Consider the following 18149-nt stretch of genomic DNA (forward strand, 5'->3'; position numbering starts at 1 on the left):
CCGCCACCACGCCACCGCCGCAGACGAACTCCGCCGCGTCACGACCGGCACGAACCTGCGCTAACCTGACCACGCGACCTGAGGAATTCCGATGAGCAACTCTGGGGAATTTCGATGAGCGCCATCATCAGGTCGTGGACAACTCAGCCGCTCGTGCCTGTCCTGCCGATGACCGAATATGGGCCAGCAGACGCCGTGGACGCGCACGTGAGGCCCATGTCGAGGCCCATGTCCCCCGGCCCTCACCAGCGCCAGCGCAAGCACGAGATAGCACTCCCCTACCGCGTGGGCCCGGCGTGCGCGAGAACACACGCAAAAGGCCCGCCCCTCGTGAGAGGGACGGGCCAGAAGCCTTCGGACAGCGCCTAGTGGGCGTAGCGTCCGCGGTAGTACTCGAACACCCAGCCGACGATCGCGATGATGAACAGCGGGGCCGCGAAGTACGCGAACCACCATCCACCGATCGACAGGCCGAGGAAGATCAGGCCGACGGCGAGGGCCAGCACGAACGGCCACCAGCTCTGCGGCGGGAAGAACCCGAGCTCGGGGTCGGCGTCAGCGATCTCCCCGTCGAGACGATCCTCCGGGAGGACGTGCACGCGGAAAGGCTTGGCGGAGCTGCCCAGGTAGAACGCGACGAACGCCACGAACAGACCAGACAGCGCCAGTGCGACGATGCCGACCCACTCGTAGTGGCCGAGAGCCGCACGAGTCCACAGGACGTAGATGACGGTCACAACCGCGTAGAAGACGGCGAGGACCCAGAGGAGGCGGGCTGAGGTCTTCACTCTCGTTCTCCGATCTTGTCGTTGACGGGCGTCAGGTCACGGTATCCGTGTGGTGCGACCTCGGGGTGGTTGAGGTCGAACGCCGGGCGCTCCGAACGGATGCGTGGGATGGACGTGAAGTTGTGTCGCGGCGGCGGGCAGCTGGTTGCCCACTCGAGCGAGGAGCCGTAGCCCCACGGGTCGTCAACCGTGACCTTCGGCGCATTGCGCGCGGTGAGGAAGATGTTCAAGAAGAACGGCAGGAGCGAGATGGCGAGTACGAACGCGCCGATCGTCGACAGCTGGTTCATCCACGTGAAGTTGTCCTCGGGCTGGTAGGTGGCGTACCTCCGCGGCATGCCCATCACACCGAGCCAGTGCTGGATGAGGAACGTCATGTGGAAGCCGATGAACAGCAACCAGAACTGGATCTTGCCGAGGCGCTCGTTGAGCATCTTGCCGGTCCACTTCGGCCACCAGAAGAAGGCGCCGGCGAACATCGCGAACACGATGGTGCCGAAGACCACGTAGTGGAAGTGCGCCACGACGAAGTAGGTGTCCGACACGTGGAAGTCGAGCATCGGCGAGGCCAGGATGACTCCCGTCAGGCCACCGAAGACGAACGTGACGAGGAAGCCGAGCGAGAAGAGCATGGGCGTCTCGAACGTCACCGAGCCTCGCCAGAGAGTTCCGATCCAGTTGAAGATCTTCACTCCGGTGGGCACGGCGATCAGCATCGTCATGAGCGCGAAGAACGGCAGGAGCACGGTGCCGGTCACGTACATGTGGTGCGCCCACACGGACGCTGACAGGGCGGCGATCGCGATCGTCGCGTAGACGAGGGTCTTGTAGCCGAAGATCGGCTTCCTGCTGAAGGCCGGGAAGATCTCGGAGACGATGCCGAAGAACGGCAGAGCGAGCACGTAGACCTCTGGATGGCCGAAGAACCAGAACAGGTGCTGATAGAGGATCGCACCACCGGCCTCGACGTCGTAGATGTGCGTCAGGAACACGCGATCCATGAGGAGACCGAACCAGGCGGCAGCGAGGACGGGGAAGGCGAAGAGGACGAGGATCGACGTGATCATCGCGTTCCAGGTGAAGATCGGCATGCGCCACATCGTCATGCCGGGCGCGCGCATGGTGATGATCGTCGTGATGAAGTTCACGGCACCGAAGATCGTCGCGAAGCCTGTCGCCGCGAGACCGGCCACCCAGAGGTTGCCGCCTACGCCTGGGGAATAGGTGGTCGTCGACAAGGGGACGTAGGCCGTCCAGCCGAAGGATGCCGCACCTCCCGGCGTGAGGAAGCCGCCGACCGCGATGAGCGCGCCGAAGGTGAAGAGCCAGAAGGCGAAGGCGTTGAGTCGCGGGAAGGCGACGTCGGCCGTGCCGATCTGCAGAGGCACGAGGACGTTCGCGAAGCCGGAGAACAGCGGCGTTCCGAACATGAGCAGCATGATCGTGCCATGCATGGTGAAGAGCTGGTTGTACTGCTCTTTCGTGTCGATGATCTCCATGCCCGGCTCGAAGAGCTGGGTACGGATGACCAGCGCCATCACGCCACCGATGCAGAACCAGACGAAGCTGGAGATCAGGTACATGTACCCGATGGTCTTGTGGTCCGTCGAGGTGATCCAGGAAACGAGGACATTGCCCTTGCGCTCGACTGAGCTGCTAGGAGCGGTGGTCGCCTCAGAGACCGGGGTGATGCCTGGACGGTTCAGCGTTGACGTCATATTCGTCGCCCCTATTCCGACTCGTGGTTGAACTCGGGAACATCAGTGCCCGGAAGGTTCTGGTTGCGGTTGTAGTCGTCTCCGTGGGAGCCGACGTTGCCCGCCGCGCGAAGCTCGGCGATGTAGGCGTTGTACTCGGCCTGCGAGACGACCTCGACCTGGAAGAGCATCATCGAGTGGTACTCGCCGCAGAGCTCGGCGCACTTGCCCATGTACGTGCCTTCACGTTCTGGGACGAACGACATGGTGTTGGTGTGGCCGGGGATGTTGTCGATCTTGTAGTGGAAGTCGACGATCCAGAAGGAGTGGATGACGTCGCGCGACTTGATGTCGAGCGTGACGTTCGCACCGACCGGAAGGACGAGCTTCGGCAGCGCAGCCTCGTCGACCTCCCCGGTGGCGGCGCCGCGCTCGCCGCCCTCGGACGGCTCGCGGATCTCCTGCGCCTGGATTCCCTCGTAGTAGACACCGGAGTCGTACTCGGTGTTGCTCGTGGGCAGGTAGTTGAAGTCCCACGCCCACTGCTTGCCGTAGACCTCGATCTTGACGTCCTGCTCTTCTTCGGCGAAGTTGGAGACGACCGGGGCCTCCTCACGCACGGTGAAGGCGAAGAAGCCTGCGACCAGGATGACCGGGACCACGGTGAAGAGGATCTCGATGGGCATGTGGTAGCGCAGCTGCGCCGGCAAGCCCTTCTCGCCCTTGCGGCGGCGGAACAGAACTGACGCCCAGATGATGAGACCCCAGGTGATCCCTCCCACGACGAGGAGGATGATCCAGGAGTTCACCCAGAAGTTCGTGAAGGCGTCGGAATGGTTGGTGACACCAGGGTCACCGGGCATGTAGCCCCGTAGTTCTTGCGACGTGCAGCCAGCCAGGATCAGAATCAGGGCTGCTGCAATCGGAGCGGCGAACCACTTCACGCGGCGGGTGTCTCGCACGGCAAACCTTTCGAGGTGACGCATACAGGTTGCTGTCAGTCTAGTGCGAATCGGAAGGGTCGATGACCCGGGGCGCGCGGGGACGACAAAACGGCGCGGTCAGAGACCGCGCCGTTTCGGGTGTGTCGCGAGGGTGAGCCCCGCGTGTCGAGTCAGTGGAAGGAGTCGCCACAAGCACAGGAACCCTGCGCACTCGGGTTGTCGATCGTGAAGCCCTGCTTCTGGATCGTGTCTTCGAGGTCGATCTTCGCGTTGTCAAGGTAGGGAACGCTCATCGGATCGACGATGACCTCCACGCCATCGAAGTCGACCGTCGCGTCACCGTCGAGGATGCGCTCGTCGAAGAACAGCTGGTAAATGAGGCCGGAGCATCCTCCTGGCTGGACGGCGATGCGCAGTCGCAGGCCACCCTCGCTCTCCTGGCCGATCAGGTTCTTGATCTTGTCAAGGGCCGCCTGGGTCAGGGTCACGGAGTGCGTGGCCTCGCTCACGGTGATGCCTTCAAGAACTGCGCTCATGGATTCTCCTCGTGCTGCTGGGCGGGACGTCCTGCTCCCGCGCTCTTCACCTCAGTAACGGCGTATGGCTCCAGGGTATTCCTCCTCAGCCGGAATCGCATCAGCTGATGTCGGCATCCGGCCGCGCGAAGCGGAGGAGGAAGAGGCCTTCGGCCGAGATCGCGCGACGCAGCACGCCCAGGTCCTGCGACTCGTTGGGGCTGTGCGCCATCGTGGCCGGGTCCTCCACTCCGGTCACGAGGATCTCGGCGTCGGGGTACACCTCTGCGAGGGCGGCGATGAACGGGATCGACCCGCCGATGCCCGTCTCGGCAGGCTCCGCGCCCCACCCGTCGCGCATCGCGGACTTCATAAGGCCGACCGCGGGTCCCGCGGTATCGACGAGGAACGGCTGCCCGACGTCTGGCTGGGTGATCTCGATGTGCGCTCCGAATGGGGCGTGCTCGGTGAGGTGACGCTCGATGGCCGCGTAGGCCTCCGCTGCGTCGTCACCTGGGGCGATGCGGGCCGAGAGGCGGACCGACACGACGGGAAGGAGCGTGTTGGACGCTTCAGCGACGCTCGGCGCATCGATGCCGGTGATGGTGATCGCGGGCTGGTTCCAGAGCCGGTCGTGCATGCTCCCCCGCCCGATCGTCGAGACCCCCTCGAGGAGCTCTGCGTCGCGCCGGACGTCCGCCTCATCCCCGCCTGCTGGTCCCGCGCTGCGCGTGCCGAGACCCGCCACGGCGACCGCGCCATCCGCATCCCAGAGCGTATCGAGCAGGCGCACGGCCGCGAGCATCGCGTCCGGCACTGCACCCCCGAGCATCCCAGAGTGGGAGGCATGACCGAGCGTTCGAACGGTGACCTTCATCGTCACGTTGCCGCGCAGGGAGACGGTCAGCCCAGGAGTGGTGGTGGAGGGGTTGTCGCTGTCGGCGACGATGATCGCGTCGGCCCCGAGGGCAGCCCGATGCTTGGCGAGGAAGTCCGAGAAGCTGCGCGAGCCGTTCTCCTCCTCGCCCTCGATGAACACGGAGATGCCGATTCTGGGCCTCCCTGACGTGGACGCGCTGAGCGCCTCGAGAGCCGCGATATGCGTCATGACTCCCGCCTTGTCGTCACTCGCGCCGCGACCGTAGAGCCGCCCCTCGCGCAGGGTCGGCTCGAACGGCGGGGTTCGCCAGTCGTCGGCGCTCCCCTGCGGCTGCACGTCGTGGTGCGCGTAGAGCAGGACGGTGGGCTGGCCCGGCTCGGCCTGTCGCGTCGCGATCACGGCAGGCTGGCCCGCGTGGCCCTCGGACGTCTCGACGCCGTCGATCTCGACGGAGTCGAACAGCTCGAGCTCACGCAAGAGCTCCGCTGTGCGTTCGGCGCTGCGCTGCACGTGCACTCGGTCGAAGGCGTCCCAGGAGACGGACGGGATGCGGACGAGGCCGGAAAGTCGGGCGATGGTGACAGGAAAACGGTCCTCGACCGCTTCGAGGAGTCGCTGTTCCTGATCGTGTGCATCGAGTGGGGCTTCGGGGAGAGTCATAGCGGTTAGGCTAAATCACACCAGAGTTCTTGAGAGGCATCATGTCGAAGCACGAGTCCAAGAGCGCCGAGACAGCATCGCTTCCCGCGAAGTCTCCGGCGAAGAAGCAGCAGCCGACCCCCACGAGGCGCGAGCGCGAAGCGCAGAACCTGCGTCCCCTCGTCCCAGAGGACCGCAAGCAGGCCAAGCGCGAGATGCAGGCGAAGGTCCGCATCGAGCAGGCGAAGGCACGTGAGGGGCTCGCCAAGGGCGACGACCGCTACCTCCGTCCGACCGAGCGCGGTCCGCAGAAGCGCTTCATGCGCAACTACATCGACGCGAGGTACTCGATCGGCGAGCTGCTGCTGCCGATGATGTTCCTCGTGATCTTCGCGACGTTCATCCCGAGCCAGTCGATCGGCATCTGGGCCATGAGCTTCATCTGGGCGTTCCTCGCCGTGTGCATCCTCGAGGCCGTCATGGTCGCCAACATGATCAAGCGCCGCATCGCCGCGGTCGTCGGCAAGGACAAGGTCGAGAAGGGCATCATGATCGGCACGATCGCCCGCTGCCTGCAGCTGCGAGTCATGCGCATGCCCAAGTCGCAGGTCAAGCGCGGCGCGAAGATCGAGTTCACCGGCAAGTAGTCGCGTCAGGGGCGCGACCGGCTGCCCGCAGGAAAACTCGAAGGCCCGAACGGTATTCCGCTCGGGCCTTCGCTGTTTCACAATCTAGACCCGCAGGGTTGCCCGAAGGTGTCAGGCGGCTGGGAATCCGACATGGTGCCCAAACTGAGACCTTCGCGCGGAAGCGTTGGTCAGCGTGCGAGACGTGCGAGTCCGCGATTGATGCTGGCAGCCCACATGGGACCCGCGTAGAGGAACTCGGTGTAGCCCTGGACGAGCGTTGCGCCCGCATCGAGGCGTCGGCGAACCTCGGCCGCGTCCGCGACCCCTCCGACGGAGATGATGCACAGCCGGTCCCCGGACGCCTCCTTGACGATGCGCAGGACCTCGAGTGAACGCTCGGTCAGGGGACGACCGGACAGGCCTCCAGCGCCGAACGCCTCCACGATGCGTGCCGACGTGCGCAACCCCGAGCGCGAGATCGTCGTGTTGGCCGCGATGATTCCGGCCAGACCCTCGTCGATGGCCAGCTGAGTGACCTCCCGGATCTCCTCGTCGTCCAGGTCTGGAGCGATCTTGACCAGCAAGGGGACACCGGGTGCCGCATCCCGTGCCGCTCGAAGGATGGGCGTCAGCGATCCAAGGGACTGCAGGCTGCGCAGGCCGGGCGTGTTCGGCGAGGAGACGTTCACGACCAGATAGTCCGCGACATCTTTGACCGCGGCCGCGGCGGCCGCGTAGTCGAGATGAGCGTCGTCAGCCTCGGTCGTCTTGTTCTTGCCGATGTTGACGCCGACGATGACGGAGCGGTTGCGACGAGCCGCGATGTTGGCGGCCGCGAGTTCAGCTCCGCGATTGTTGAAGCCCATGCGGTTGATGAGCGCGCCGTCGGCGACGAGCCGGAAGAGCCGCGGACCGGGGTTGCCCGACTGCGGGCGGGGCGTCACGGTCCCGACCTCAACGTGGCCGAAGCCGAGCGTGGCGAGGCCGTCGATGTCCTCGGCGTCCTTGTCGAAACCGGCCGCGAGACCGAACGGCGACGCGAAGCTAAGGCCCATCGTCTCGACCCTGAGCGATTCGGCAGGCGCGGCGAGCGGCGAGAGAAGGGCAGCCGGCCCGCGACGACCGAGCGCACGGATGACCCCGGAGGCGAGCGCGTGCGCGCGTTCCGGGTCCATCTTGGACAGGACGTGCCTGAACAGCAGACGATAGGCGGCGTTCATCGGGTCTCTCCCTTGACTGTCGACTCGCCGTCGGCTGACTCGGTGGCGTACTGGGCCCTGATGCCGTCCTCGTGCATTCGATCGATGGCGGCACGGAAGTCGTCAAGGCCGGCGAAGCCCTGGTAGACGCTCGCAAAGCGGAGGTAGGCGACGTCATCCAGCTCACGCAGCGGCGGCAGGATGGCCAGGCCGATGTCGTTGGCTTCGATCTGCGACGCCCCGGTCGCGCGGATGCTCTCTTCCACGCGCTGCGCGAGGAGCGCCAGGTCCGTATCGGTCACGGGCCGCCCCTGGCAAGCCTTGCGGACACCCGCCACCACCTTGTCGCGTGAGAACGACTCGACGACGCCGTTGCGCTTGATGACCGTGAGGCTCGCCGTCTCGGTCGTGGAGAATCGGCGCCCGCATTCCGGGCACTGCCTCCTTCGACGGATCGCGAAACCGTCGTCGCTCGTGCGTGAGTCGATGACCCGTGAGTCAGGGTGACGGCAGAACGGGCAGTGCATCAGCTGAACCTCGCCGTCACTGCCTCACCGTGCGCCGGGAGGTCCTCAGCACCTGCGAGCGCCACGACATGCTCGCTCACGGCGCGCAGGGCCTCCCTGTCGTAGCGGATGATCTGCTGCGGGCGGAGGAACGTGTGCGCGCCGAGACCGGGCGTGTGCGCGGCCTGGCCGCCCGTCGGCAGCACGTGGTTGGAGCCAGCGAGGTAGTCCCCGAGGCTCACTGGCGAGTTGGCGCCCATGAAGATGGCTCCAGCGTTGTGGAGCATCGCGAGCATCGCCTCGGGCTCGCGAGTCTGCACCTCGAGGTGCTCGGGCGCGTAGGCATTCGACACTCTGGCTGCTGCGGCGAGGTCGTCGACGAGGATGACGGCGGACTGGCGGCCGCCGAGCGAGACGCGCACGCGCTCGGCGTGCTTGGTCGCCGCTGCTCGGGCCTCGACGCGCTCGAGCACACGCTTCGCCCAGTCCGCGTCGGGGGTGACGAGAAGCGCCGACGCGAGCTCGTCGTGCTCGGCCTGGCTCACCAGGTCCGCCGCGACGTGGTCCGCATCTGCGGAGTCGTCGGCGATCACGAGGATCTCCGTCGGGCCCGCCTCGGAGTCGATGCCGACGAACGCCTGCACGATGCGCTTCGCTGCAGCGACGTACACATTGCCCGGGCCCGTGATGACCTCGACCGGTTCGAGGCCGACGTCAGGGACCCCGTGCGCCAACGCGCCGATGGCGCCTGCCCCGCCCATGGCGTAGACCTCGGTGACCCCGAGGAGGCCAGCCGCGCCGAGGATCGTGGGGTGGACACCCCCACCGAACTCCCGCTGCGGCGGCGACGCGATCGCGATCGAGGAGACGCCCGCCGCCATCGCGGCGCAGACGTTCATGACGACGCTCGACGGATAGACGGCCTTCCCGCCAGGCACGTAGAGGCCGACACGCCTCACCGGGTGCCAGCGGAGCTCGACGACGGCGCCGTCACCGAGGGTCGTGACCCTCGGGTCGGGAACCTGGGCAGCCGAGCCAGCGCGGACACGCTCGATCATGGCCTCCAGGCCAGCCCGCACCTGGGGGTCGAGACTCGCCGTGGCTTCGTCGATCGCCTCCTGCGGGACCCGCAGGTGCGGTGGCTCGACACCGTCGAGGCGCACCGCCTGCTCACGGAGCGCGGAAGCTCCCTGCTCGCGGACCGACGAGATGAGCTCGGCGGCCGTGCCGAGCGCACGCCCGACGTCGAGCTCGGCGCGAGGGAGGATGTTCCGAAGCTCGGAGGCGCTGAGCGCAGAACCACGCAGATCGATGAGTTGCATCATGGTGTCTCCATCGTAGTCAGGCGGGAGTGGGGGCCGTCTCGTCCGCGACACGCGACCGGGACTACTCGAGGCAACTGGGCCCGAGCAGAGCCTTCAGCTCCCCGTAGAGGTCCTGGGTGATCCGCACACGGTGCGGCAGCTCGAAGCGGCGGATGACACCCGGCGTGCGAAGTCGGAGCCGCACCTCGCTCTCCCCCGAGTGGCGGCGCAGAACCTTGCCGAGCGCATCCACGACCGGCTCCGTCGCCCGAGTGTCCGGGATGGTGAGCGTGAGCGTGCCCGCGTCCTCGGCCGCTGCGATCTTCGGCAGCGTGAGGCCCTGCGCGTGCAGGTTCATACCGTCGTCTCGCTTCGACACGCGACCCTTGACGGCCACGATGACATCGCCTTGGAGCTGTGTCTGGAACTCCTGGTACGTCTTGCCCATGAACATGACGGTCATGGTGCCGCCGAAGTCCTCGACCTCGATCATCCCGTAGGGATTGCCCGAGTTCCGGGCCACCCGATGCTGCACGCTCGTGATGAGACCGGCGATCGTGACCTGCTGCCCGTCCTCCAGGTGCTCGGCCTGCGTCAGGTCGAGGATGCTCGTGGTGGCGAGCTTCGCGAGTTCTCGCTCGAGTCCCGCAAGCGGGTGGTCGGAGACGTAGAGCCCGAGCATGTCCCGTTCGAAGGCGAGCTTGTCGCGGCGATTGAACTCGGGGCGGACGGGAACGTCGTCCTCCTCGGCTTCGAACTCGTCGAGGCCCGCGAAGAGGTCGACCTGCCCGTGCGCTTCGTTCCGCTTGCGCGACACCGCGACGTCGATGGCGTTCTCGTGCACCTCGACGAGGGCGCGGCGAGTGTTGCCAAGCGAATCGAAGGCGCCGGCCTTGATGAGCGACTCCACGGTGCGCTTGTTGGCCACCGTCGTCGGCACCTTCTTCAGGAAGTCATGGAACGAGACGAACGCGGTCTTCGACTCGCGCGCCTTCTGGATCTCCTCGACGACGTTCGCTCCCACGTTCCTCACGGCGCCGAGACCGAAGCGGATGTCCTCCCCCACCGCGGTGAAGTTGACGAACGACTCGTTGACGTCGGGGGCGAGCACCGTGATGCCCATGCGGCGGCACTCGTTGAGGTACATCGCCAGCTTGTCGCGCGAGTCGCCGACGCTCGTGAGCAGCGCTGCCATGTACTCAGCGGGGAAGTGGGCCTTCAGATACGCGGTCCAGTAGGAGACGACGCCGTAGGCGGCGGAGTGTGCCTTGTTGAAGGCGTAGTCGGAGAACGGCAGCAGGATGTCCCAGAGCATCTTTACGGCTTCATCGGAGTAGCCGTTGGCGTGCATTCCGCCCTGGAAGCCGGCGAACTGCTTGTCCAGCTCCGACTTCTTCTTCTTGCCCATGGCGCGGCGGAGGATGTCGGCCTGGCCGAGCGAGAATCCGGCGACCTTCTGCGCGATGGCCATGACCTGCTCCTGATAGATGATCAGGCCGTAGCTGGTCGAGAGGATCTCCTGGAGCGGCTCCTCGAGTTGCGGGTGAATCGGGGTGATCTCCTGCTCGCCGTTCTTGCGCAGCGCGTAGTTGATGTGGGAGTTAGCACCCATCGGCCCGGGACGGTACAGCGCGATGACCGCGGAGATGTCCTCGAAGTTGTCGGGCTTGAGGAGGCGCAGCAGGGAGCGCATGGGCCCACCGTCGAGCTGGAAGACCCCGAGCGTGTCACCCCGCGTCAGCAGCTCGTAGGCGCCGACGTCGTCCAGTTCGAGGTCCTCGAGGACGAGATCGATGCCGCGGTTCGCCTTGATGTTGACCACCGCGTCACTCACGATGGTGAGGTTGCGCAGTCCGAGGAAGTCCATCTTGATGAGCCCGAGGGACTCGCTCGCCGGATAGTCGAACTGGGTGACGATCTGGCCGTCCTGCTCCCGCTTCATGATCGGGATGATGTCGATGAGCGGGTCGCTCGACATGATGACGCCGGCCGCGTGCACGCCCCACTGGCGCTTCAGGTTCTCGAGACCGCTCGCGGTGTCGAACACCTTCTTCGCGTCCGGGTTGCTCTCGATGAAGGCGCGCATCTCAGCGGCCTCCGAGTAGCGCTTGTGCTCCTTGTCGAAGATCCCGCTGAGGGGGATGTCCTTGCCCATCACGGCGGGAGGCATGGCCTTCGTGAGCTGGTCGCCCATCGAGAACGGGTATCCGAGCACGCGCGAGGCGTCCTTGAGCGCCTGCTTGGCCTTGATCGTGCCGTAGGTGACGATCTGGGCGACGCGCTCCGAGCCGTACTTCTCGGTGACGTACCGGATGACCTCCGACCTGCGGCGATCATCGAAGTCGACGTCGAAGTCGGGCATCGAGACTCGGTCCGGGTTGAGGAAGCGCTCGAAGATGAGGCCGTGCCGCAGCGGGTCGAGGTCGGTGATGCCCATGGCGTAGGCCACCATGGACCCTGCACCGGAACCGCGACCTGGCCCGACGCGGATGCCGTTGTCCTTCGCCCAGTTGATGAAGTCGGCGACGACCAGGAAGTACCCCGGGAAGCCCATCTGGTTGATGACGCCGATCTCGTAGTCCGCCTGCTTGCGGACGTCGCTCGGGACCCCGGCCGGGTACCGCTTGTCGAGACCCGCGTCGATCTCCTTGATGAACCAGGTGCTCTCCGTCTCGCCCTCCGGCACGGGGAAGCGGGGCATGTAGTTCGCGTTCTCGTCGAACTCGGCTGAGCAGCGTTCGGCGATCAGCAGCGTGTTGTCGCACGCCTCAGGGTGATCGCGGAAGATGGCTCGCATCTCGGCTGCCGACTTTAGGTAGTAGCCGGTGCCGGAGAACTGGAACCGGTTCGGGTCGTCCATCGTCGAACCGGACTGCACGCACAGCAGCGCCGAGTGGCTGTCGGCGTCGTGCGAGTGCGTGTAGTGCAGGTCGTTGGTCGCGACCAGGGGAAGGCCGAGGTCCTTGGCAAGCTTCAGCAGGTCCGGCATGACGCGGCGCTCGATGTCGATGCCGTGGTCCATGATCTCGCAGAAGTAGTTCTCTGCGCCGAAGATGTCGCGGAACTCGGCGGCTGCCGCACGCGCCTCGTTGTACTGCCCGAGGCGAAGCCGCGTCTGCACCTCGCCGGAGGGGCATCCGGTCGTCGCGATGAGCCCCTTCGAGTACGTGTTGAGCAGCTCGCGGTCCATGCGCGGCTTGAAGTAGTACCCCTCCATGGAGGCCCGGCTGGAGAGGCGGAAGAGGTTGTGCATGCCCTGCGTCGTCTCGCTGAGCATCGTGATGTGCGTGTAGGCACCGGAGCCGGAGACGTCGTCTCCCCCGCCGTTGCCCCACTTCACACGAGTGCGGTCGCCGCGGTGCGTTCCCGGAGTCAGGTACGCCTCGGTACCGATGATCGGCTTGATGCCGTGCTCTTTCGCGGCCTTCGCGAACTCGTACGCCCCGAACACATTCCCGTGGTCGGTCATCGCCACGGCCGGCATGCCCTGCTCGACGGCGGCCTTCATGAGTTCGCCGATCCGGGCCGCCCCATCGAGCATCGAGTACTCGCTGTGGACGTGGAGGTGGGCGAACGAGTCTGCTGAAGGCAATGTCTCTCCGAGAAGATGGGTGGATCGGCGCACCCATCTTAGGTCGCCGGAGCGCCTCCGAGGACGAGCCTGTGGACTACAGCTCGCCTTCGCGGAGCAGCTCGAGCGAGTGCGCCAGGTCGTTTGGGTACTCGGTCGTGAATCGCACGGGCTCGCCGGTCCGCGGGTGGGCGAACCCCAGCTCCTTGGCGTGCAGCCACTGGCGTCTGAGCCCGAGCTTGCCAGCCAGGGTCGGGTCGGAGCCGTAGAGGGGGTCGCCCACGCACGGGTGCCGCTGGGCGGCCATGTGCACGCGGATCTGGTGCGTGCGTCCGGTCTCCAGGTGAACCTCGAGCAGTGCCCCGCGCCGGAAGGCCTCGAGGGTCTCGTAGTGCGTGACGGAGGGCTTCCCCTCGCTGGTGACGGCGAACTTCCAGGAGGAGCCTGGGTGGCGACCGATCGGCGCGTCGATCGTTCCCGAGAGCGGGTCCGGGTGTCCCTGCACGACCGCGTGGTAGACCTTCTCGACCTGACGATCGTGGAACGCCTTCTTGAGCTGCGCGTACGCGAGCTCGCTCTTCGCCACGACCATCAGGCCACTCGTGCCCGCATCCAGACGGTGCACGATTCCCTGGCGCTCCGACTGCCCGGAGGTCGAGATGGTGAAGCCCGCCGCGGCGAGCGCGCCGAGCACTGTGGGGCCGTCCCAGCCGATCGAAGGATGGGCGGCAACGCCGACTGGCTTGTCGATGACGACGAAGTCGTCCTCGTCGTGCACGATCTTGAGGTCGGGCACGGCGATCGGGACGACCTCGACCGGCCCGGCCTGCTCCCACTCGACGGAGATGACGGCGCCGGCTGTCATCCGGTCGGATTTGCCGACGAGCCTTCCGTCGATCGTGATCCCGCCCGCCGCCGCGATATCGGCGACCTGTGTCCTGCTCAGACCGAGCAGCTTCGAGACGCCTGCGTCGACACGGGTGCCCTCGAGGCCGTCAGGGATCGGGATCGTCCTGGATTGCATTACGCGTCCTTCTTCGCCTTGGGTCGGCGCTTGCCGTCGAAACCGATGTCGAACAGGGTGAGCAGCACGAACGCCGACATCCCAACGACGATGCACATGTCGGCGACGTTGTAGATCGCCGGGAGCATCCACGGCGTGTAGATGAAGTCGATGACGTGGCCGACGCCGAAACCGGGCTCGCGGAAGAGCCGATCGAAGAGGTTCCCGAGAGCGCCTCCGAGCACGAGCCCGAACACTGCGGCCCAGCGCTTCGACGCGAGCCTGCGAGCGACGACCAAGATGACGATGACCATGATCGTCGACACGCCCGTGAAGATCCACGTCGAGCCTGCGGCGAACGAGAACGCGGCGCCCGGGTTCCTCACGAAGTGCCACTGCAGGAAGCCGCCGAGCGCCTCGACGGTCTGGCCCTCGGTCATCGAGGAGACGACGAACGCCTTGGATATCTGGTCGAGCGCAAACGCGCCGACGGCGACCGCGGCGAGCATCGCAAGAATGCGGATGCTCGGACGCGATCGCCGTTCGGTGGTCTGCAGAGGTGTGTCCTCCACGTTCCGAGTGCTACTGGCCCGCTGGTGCGGAGCCTTCGAGGACGTCGCTGGCCTGACGGTTCAGGTCGTTGAGCTGGCCTTCGATGTAGGAGCGGAGGTTGTTGCGGTACTCGCGCTCGAAGATGCGGAGCTCCTCGATACGGGCCTCGAGCTTGGTCTTGGCCTCCTCGAGTCGACCGATGGTCTCGCGTTCCTTGGCCTCGGCCTCGGTGACGATCGTGCGGGCACGACCCTCGGACTCGACCGTGATCTCGCGGGCACGCTTCTCGCTGTCGCCTTCGATCTGGCGGGCGCGGGTCTCGGACTCGGCGATGATCTCGCGAGCACGGGTCTCACCCGTGGCGATGATCTCGTCGCGCTTGCGCGTTCCCTCTTCGACGTGCTCGTCGTGGAGGCGGCGGGCGAGGGCGATGAGCGAGCTGCTCGTCTCGGCCTCGTCTGCACCCTCTACGGCGACCGGAGCGGGAGCTGCAGGCTGCGCGAGCGGCGCGATGGGCTCAGGCTCGGGCTCAGGAGCTGCCTCAACCTCGACGCTGGGCTCTTCGACCGGGGCGGGAGCTGCGGCCGCAGGCGCGCTGCTGGCGCGTGCCTCTGCCTCTTCGAGCTGCTGACGAAGCTGCTCGTTCTCCCCCACGAGGCGGCGCATCTCTGCAACGACCTCGTCGAGGAAGTCGTCGACCTCGTCCTGGTCGTACCCCTCGCGGAACTTGGTCTGCTGGAAGCGTTTGTTGATGACGTCCTCAGGAGTGAGTGCCATGTCGGCCACCTTTCGACTCTCTCTGCGATTGGTCTGTATCTGGAAAAGACTCTGGGTCTGACGAGCAGACTCCGGGTCCGGCGTGACAACACTAGCGTTGCCCAGATGTGCACGCAGAACGTTGCTGTGCTGCGCAGCACATAAGTCACATTACGGCACTTGGGTCCCGCGCGTCACATTCTGTCGGGAAAGTCGCCATTCACCTAATGGAGATCACTCGCCGCTTAGAGCAGGCGCACGAGATTCGATGTGATCACCAGCGCGAACATGACGATGATCCACGCGAGATCGAGGGCGATGTTGCCGATGCGAAGCGGGGGCACGACTTTCCGGACCGCACGAAGGGGCGGGTCGGTCAGCGAGTAGACGCCCTCGCAGAGGACGAGCACGAACCCCTTCGGCTTCCACCGAGGCGCGAACATGCGAGCGTAATCGAGGATCAGCCGGCCCCACATCACCATGATGTAGAGGCCGATGACGAAGCCGAGGATCGCGCCGAGGATATTCATTCGTTTCCTGAGATGTTGTCGCGCAGACACGGCGACGGTGCACCCTCAGGATGCACCGTCTCACCGTTCGCGCGAAAGCGGGCCGCTCTGCTGCTCAGCAGAGTCAGGCTGGTCGGGGGTTTACTGGAAGAACGAGGCTTCCTTCTCCGCCTCAAGCTTGCTCGACTCGCCGTGGACGGCGATGTGCTGAGGCGAGAGCAGGAACACCCGGCTCGTCACGCGCTCGATCTTGCCATAGAGGCCCTGGGAGAGCCCGCTCGCGAAGTCGATGAGGCGACGCGCCTCGGCTTCGTCCATCTCGGAGAGGTTCATGATGACGGGGACGCCATCGCGGAAGTTCTCGGCGATGACCTGCGCGTCTTTGTTGTAGGCCTTCGGGTGGACCGTGAGGATCTCGTTCATTTCCGCCATCGCCGGGGTCGAAGTGTGCTTGGGTGCTTTGGTGATCGGGGTCACGGGTGCCGGCTTCGGGCGCTCGGTGACCACCGGAGAGAGCTGCGGCGAAGGTGCCGCGGCTGGCGACTGCCTCTGCTGCTGCGCCTGTGGCGTCTCGTCGTGCAGATTCTGCTCGTCTTCGTCAGCAAGGCCCAGGTAGACCATGGCATTGCGCAGCGGGTTGGCCATTGTGCTCCTCCGTGTGTTCGGCGTGCACCCACGCTACGTCCGGTCGGGTCGCTTTCCCGTGATTGCCGCGCCGATTCTGAGGTGTGTCGCACCGTTTTCGATGGCGTCGGCGAAGTCGTTGGACATGCCCATCGACAGCGAGGTCGCGGAAGGCGCCAGCGATTGGATGCGCTGCCCGAGGGCCTGGAGTTCGGCGAAGGCCGCGCGCGGATCCCCCCCGAGTGGCGCCACGCACATGAGGCCCTTGAGTTCGAGGGACTCGGTGCGCAGCACCTGCTCGACAAGCGCCTCGAGCTCCGTCGGCTGAACGCCACCTCTGGCTGGGTCCGGCGTCATGTTGACCTGCACGAACGCCCGCAGCGGGTGCGCCCGCTCGACGCCCGACAGCGCGTCGACGAGGCCTCCTCTGTCGATCGAATGGACGGCATCCACGTACTGGGCGATCTGGCGCGCCTTCTTGGTCTGGACCTGGCCGACGAAGTGCCATTCGAGGTCGGCGCGCTCTGCGAACGCCGCCACCTTGTCTCTGGCCTCCGGATGCCTGCTCTCGGCGAAGCGACGAACGCCGAGGTCGACCAGATCGGCGACGAGCTCGGGGCCGTGGAACTTCGTGACGGGGATGAGAGTGACGTCCGAGGGATCGCGTCCCGCGCTGAGACAGCTCTGGTGGATGGCGGCCTGAACCGCCGAGAGGCGCTCGGCCAGCGTCTGATGACCCTGGCCGAGCGCCTCTCCAGCTTGCTCTGGCATGCGCGCTCTACTTGAGGAAGTCCGGGACGTCGAGGATGTCCTCGGCGTCGTCGTAGGCGGCTTCCGGCTCGCGGCGAGGTGCGATGGTGGGCGCCTCGGCCGTCGACCAGGCCGGAGCCTGCGCGACCGGCGCTGGCGCCTGGACGGGCTCGCGCTCGACGGGCACGGAGGGTGCGGAGGCGACAGCGGCTGCGGCTGCGCCAAGCCCGATGGCACCGGTGTTGGCCTGCTGGACAGGCGCGGCCGCTGGCGTCGGCACAGACTGCTGCTCCTGCAGCGTCTTGGGCTCTCCCCCGGCGAAGCCCGCTGCGATGACCGTGACGCGCACCTCGTCGCCGAGAGTGTCGTCGATGACCGCGCCGAAGATGATGTTGGCCTCCTGGTGGACGGCCTCCTGCACGAGCTTCGCAGCGTCGTTGATCTCGAAGATGCCGAGGTTCGAACCGCCCTGGATGGAGAGCAGGACGCCGTGGGCGCCCTCGATGCTCGCCTCGAGGAGCGGCGACGCGACGGCGAGTTCTGCCGCCTTGATCGCTCGGTCGGCGCCCCTGGAGGAGCCGATGCCCATGAGCGCGGAGCCCGCACCCTGCATGACCGACTTCACGTCGGCGAAGTCGAGGTTGATGAGGCCCGGGGTCGTGATCAGGTCGGTGATGCCCTGCACACCGGCGAGCAGCACCTGGTCGGCCGTCGAGAACGCCTCGATCATGGAGATGCCGCGGTCGCTGATCTCGAGCAGACGGTCGTTCGGGACGACGATGAGGGTGTCGACCTCTTCCTTCAGAGTGGCGACGCCCTGCTCGGCCTGCTGCATGCGGCGGCGGCCCTCGAAGCTGAACGGCTTCGTGACGACACCGATGGTGAGCGCACCGATCGACTTCGCGATGCGCGCGACGACGGGAGCGCCCCCTGTTCCGGTTCCGCCACCCTCGCCAGCCGTGACGAAGACCATGTCGGCGCCGGCGAGCGCCTGCTCGATCTCCTCGGCGTGGTCCTCGGCTGCACGGCGGCCGACCTCGGGGTCGGCGCCTGCACCGAGACCGCGGGTCAGTTCGCGTCCGACGTCGAGCTTGACGTCGGCGTCGCTCATGAGCAGCGCCTGGGCGTCGGTGTTGATCGCGATGAACTCGACACCGCGGAGGCCGAGCTCGATCATTCGGTTGACTGCATTGACGCCGCCGCCGCCGATGCCGACGACCTTGATGACGGCGAGGTAGTTGTTGGTGTTCGACACGTGTCCGGCCCCTCGTTGGCGTGTGGTG

17 protein-coding genes are annotated in these 18149 nt (G+C 66.2%); 1 reads left to right on the forward strand and 16 read right to left on the reverse strand.

Translation table 11 applies throughout. The features are described from left to right. Positions 1 to 365 precede the first annotated feature (365 nt). From ABVF28_RS10525 to ABVF28_RS10545, 5 genes are all read right to left on the reverse strand, one after another. Positions 366 to 788, reverse strand: coding sequence for a cytochrome c oxidase subunit 4 (locus ABVF28_RS10525; RefSeq protein ID WP_104252848.1), 423 nt, complete (start codon positions 786 to 788; stop codon positions 366 to 368). Next, the gene (ctaD, locus tag ABVF28_RS10530; protein WP_104311859.1) at positions 785 to 2506 is read right to left on the reverse strand and encodes a cytochrome c oxidase subunit I; all 1722 of its coding nucleotides are present in this window, start codon (positions 2504 to 2506) and stop codon (positions 785 to 787) included. The genes ABVF28_RS10525 and ctaD overlap by 4 nt, the downstream gene beginning before the upstream one ends. Positions 2507 to 2517: 11 nt before the next feature. After that, complete coding sequence (coxB, locus tag ABVF28_RS10535; RefSeq protein ID WP_104311858.1) at positions 2518 to 3471, reverse strand: cytochrome c oxidase subunit II; 954 nt, start codon at positions 3469 to 3471, stop codon at positions 2518 to 2520. Positions 3472 to 3599: 128 nt separating this feature from the next. Next, complete coding sequence (locus ABVF28_RS10540; RefSeq protein ID WP_371030424.1) at positions 3600 to 3965, reverse strand: HesB/IscA family protein; 366 nt, start codon at positions 3963 to 3965, stop codon at positions 3600 to 3602. 100 nt (positions 3966 to 4065) lie between these two features. Further along, positions 4066 to 5484 (reverse strand): dipeptidase, encoded by a 1419-nt coding sequence (locus ABVF28_RS10545; RefSeq protein ID WP_371030425.1) that lies wholly within the window; start codon positions 5482 to 5484, stop codon positions 4066 to 4068. Between the two features lie 41 nt (positions 5485 to 5525). Between ABVF28_RS10545 and ABVF28_RS10550 the strand changes: the two genes are divergently transcribed. Then, complete coding sequence (locus tag ABVF28_RS10550; RefSeq protein WP_104311856.1) at positions 5526 to 6110, forward strand: DUF3043 domain-containing protein; 585 nt, start codon at positions 5526 to 5528, stop codon at positions 6108 to 6110. Between the two features lie 170 nt (positions 6111 to 6280). On the opposite strand, the gene ABVF28_RS10555 is transcribed toward ABVF28_RS10550, so the two are convergent. The 11 genes from ABVF28_RS10555 to ftsZ form a co-directional block, all read right to left on the reverse strand. Then, positions 6281 to 7312 carry a quinone-dependent dihydroorotate dehydrogenase gene (locus tag ABVF28_RS10555; protein WP_371030426.1) on the reverse strand — a complete coding sequence of 344 codons (1032 nt, stop codon included), beginning with the start codon at positions 7310 to 7312 and terminating at the stop codon, positions 6281 to 6283. Next, positions 7309 to 7818 carry a transcriptional regulator NrdR gene (gene nrdR / locus ABVF28_RS10560; protein ID WP_179556804.1) on the reverse strand — a complete coding sequence of 170 codons (510 nt, stop codon included), beginning with the start codon at positions 7816 to 7818 and terminating at the stop codon, positions 7309 to 7311. The genes ABVF28_RS10555 and nrdR overlap by 4 nt, the downstream gene beginning before the upstream one ends. Further along, positions 7818 to 9122: a histidinol dehydrogenase gene (hisD, locus tag ABVF28_RS10565; RefSeq protein ID WP_371030427.1), complete on the reverse strand. Its 1305-nt coding sequence runs from the start codon at positions 9120 to 9122 to the stop codon at positions 7818 to 7820. The genes nrdR and hisD overlap by 1 nt, the downstream gene beginning before the upstream one ends. A 61-nt stretch (positions 9123 to 9183) precedes the next feature. Continuing rightward, the gene (gene dnaE, locus ABVF28_RS10570; protein ID WP_371030428.1) at positions 9184 to 12693 is read right to left on the reverse strand and encodes a DNA polymerase III subunit alpha; all 3510 of its coding nucleotides are present in this window, start codon (positions 12691 to 12693) and stop codon (positions 9184 to 9186) included. Positions 12694 to 12769: 76 nt separating this feature from the next. Continuing rightward, entirely contained in the window at positions 12770 to 13696 is a 927-nt protein-coding gene (locus ABVF28_RS10575) for an RluA family pseudouridine synthase (RefSeq protein WP_371030429.1), read from the reverse strand. Beyond that, a complete protein-coding gene (lspA, locus tag ABVF28_RS10580; protein WP_258068099.1) occupies positions 13696 to 14247 on the reverse strand; it encodes a signal peptidase II in 552 nt (183 codons plus the stop codon). The genes ABVF28_RS10575 and lspA overlap by 1 nt, the downstream gene beginning before the upstream one ends. 10 nt (positions 14248 to 14257) lie before the next feature. After that, positions 14258 to 15004, reverse strand: coding sequence for a DivIVA domain-containing protein (locus ABVF28_RS10585; RefSeq protein ID WP_104252838.1), 747 nt, complete (start codon positions 15002 to 15004; stop codon positions 14258 to 14260). A gap of 224 nt (positions 15005 to 15228) precedes the next feature. Continuing rightward, positions 15229 to 15513 carry a YggT family protein gene (locus ABVF28_RS10590; protein ID WP_104252837.1) on the reverse strand — a complete coding sequence of 95 codons (285 nt, stop codon included), beginning with the start codon at positions 15511 to 15513 and terminating at the stop codon, positions 15229 to 15231. Positions 15514 to 15633: 120 nt separating this feature from the next. Then, positions 15634 to 16137 (reverse strand): cell division protein SepF, encoded by a 504-nt coding sequence (locus ABVF28_RS10595; protein ID WP_104252836.1) that lies wholly within the window; start codon positions 16135 to 16137, stop codon positions 15634 to 15636. 33 nt (positions 16138 to 16170) lie between these two features. Beyond that, positions 16171 to 16887 (reverse strand): YggS family pyridoxal phosphate-dependent enzyme, encoded by a 717-nt coding sequence (locus ABVF28_RS10600; RefSeq protein WP_371030430.1) that lies wholly within the window; start codon positions 16885 to 16887, stop codon positions 16171 to 16173. A 7-nt stretch (positions 16888 to 16894) separates the two neighbouring features. Then, the gene (gene ftsZ / locus ABVF28_RS10605; RefSeq protein ID WP_104311848.1) at positions 16895 to 18121 is read right to left on the reverse strand and encodes a cell division protein FtsZ; all 1227 of its coding nucleotides are present in this window, start codon (positions 18119 to 18121) and stop codon (positions 16895 to 16897) included. Between the last annotated feature and the right edge of the window lie 28 nt (positions 18122 to 18149).

Source organism: Pseudoclavibacter sp. JSM 162008, from assembly GCF_041366455.1.
Taxonomy (GTDB): domain Bacteria; phylum Actinomycetota; class Actinomycetes; order Actinomycetales; family Microbacteriaceae; genus Pseudoclavibacter.